We start from the raw sequence: 1,324 nt of genomic DNA, 5'->3' as shown, positions 1-1,324 counted from the left end.
ATTTTTAACATCATAATGATGAATAAAAGCTTTCAAAATATACTTGAACAAGAGAATCTTTCAGAACTACCATCTCAGATATTAAGCCCAGTAAACAAAGAGGTATCAAAATGATTCAGATACGTTTTGGCGAAAATTTTATTTACCTGGAAACTAATAAGTTAATTCCATCTAAGGAATTATTAGAAAACGTAAAGCGAAGCCATAAATATCATCAAATAGTTACCTCTATCGAAAGCTTGGGTATTATTGAACCAATAATAGTATTCTATGACAAAGATAAAGATGTCACTAAGATACTTGATGGCCATTTAAGGGTTGAGGCTTTAAAAGACTTAGATATAGAAAAAGCTCCATGTATACTTTCGAGCATAGATGATGCTTTCACTCCTAACAAACAAGTGAATCATATAAATGTAGTTGAAGAACATAGAATGATAATTAAGTCTCTGGCAAAAGTATCAATTGAAAAACTTAGTGCTGCTTTGGGCATATCTGTTGATGCCATAAAAGATAAAGCTAATGTGATGAACGGCATAGATCCAAGTGTAATTGCGAAACTTTCTGATAAACCTATACCTAAGGCTACATTTGACGTTTTGAGGAAAATGAAGCCAATTCGTCAAATTGAAGCAGTCGGTACAATGATTAATTTTGATAATTATAGTAAAAAATTTGCAATGAGCATCTTGGATGCAACACCGTCATCGATGATAGTAAATAAAGGGAAAAACACTCCCTATAAAAAGGACATAAAAAAAACCATACTTCGTCTGGAACAAGAAATGGCAACAACTTCGGAAGAAACGAAAAAACTTCAAACCGAGTATGGTTCAGATATGTTGAAATTCGTTATAATCCAGTCATATATTAATAAATTACTTGGCAACTCTAAAGTTCTTCATTGGTTCTTAGAAAACGAGGTTGATTATCTTAATGAGTTAAAAAGAATTTCTAGAATAAATTCTTTGGATGATAAGACTCTTACTGAAAACAGCCAGTCATAGTCATGGTTTTATATAGCCTAAATAAACCAAGAAGTATACTTACACAACGACCTTCACGCCGAAGAAGCTGTCAGATACGCCAGCAACCAAAGCATTACGTTTAAGAGTCAGTCATTGATACGAAGGGATAACTGCGTATCAGCAGCCGGACATTGAGTCGAATAAAGGCTGGTAGAGAGGGACAGTTCTGTGTCACCGGGAGATTAGTCAGAAACATCAGCGGCAGAACAGATGAACCAGCAATTGGTAGTGTACAGAAAACTCTCCAGTATTTAATTATTCAACTTAACACTAAAAAAAATCACATAGTTAATATC

General features: G+C 33.8%; 1 protein-coding gene and 1 pseudogene. One reads left to right on the top strand and one right to left on the bottom strand.

The genetic code is table 11. From position 1 onward, the window contains the following. Positions 1-110: 110 nt before the first annotated feature. The gene (locus NNN64_RS22780; RefSeq protein ID WP_271442877.1) at positions 111-1,007 is read left to right on the top strand and encodes a ParB/RepB/Spo0J family partition protein; all 897 of its coding nucleotides are present in this window, start codon (positions 111-113) and stop codon (positions 1,005-1,007) included. Between the two features lie 73 nt (positions 1,008-1,080). Here NNN64_RS22780 and NNN64_RS22775 read toward each other — a convergent pair. Continuing rightward, positions 1,081-1,192, bottom strand: a pseudogene (locus tag NNN64_RS22775) (IS3 family transposase); the annotation flags it as partial. Between the last annotated feature and the right edge of the window lie 132 nt (positions 1,193-1,324).

The sequence above is a fragment of the Citrobacter sp. Igbk 14 genome (assembly GCF_028069825.1).
GTDB lineage: Bacteria > Pseudomonadota > Gammaproteobacteria > Enterobacterales > Enterobacteriaceae > Citrobacter.
The sequence above is the reverse complement of the archived record's forward strand: the minus strand, read 5'-3'. Positions and strand labels throughout refer to the sequence as shown.

Coding starts and splice junctions, on each gene's coding strand:
- NNN64_RS22780 (WP_271442877.1), top strand. CDS start 111: ATGATTCAGATACGTTTTGGCGAAAATTTTATTTACCTGGAAACTAAT.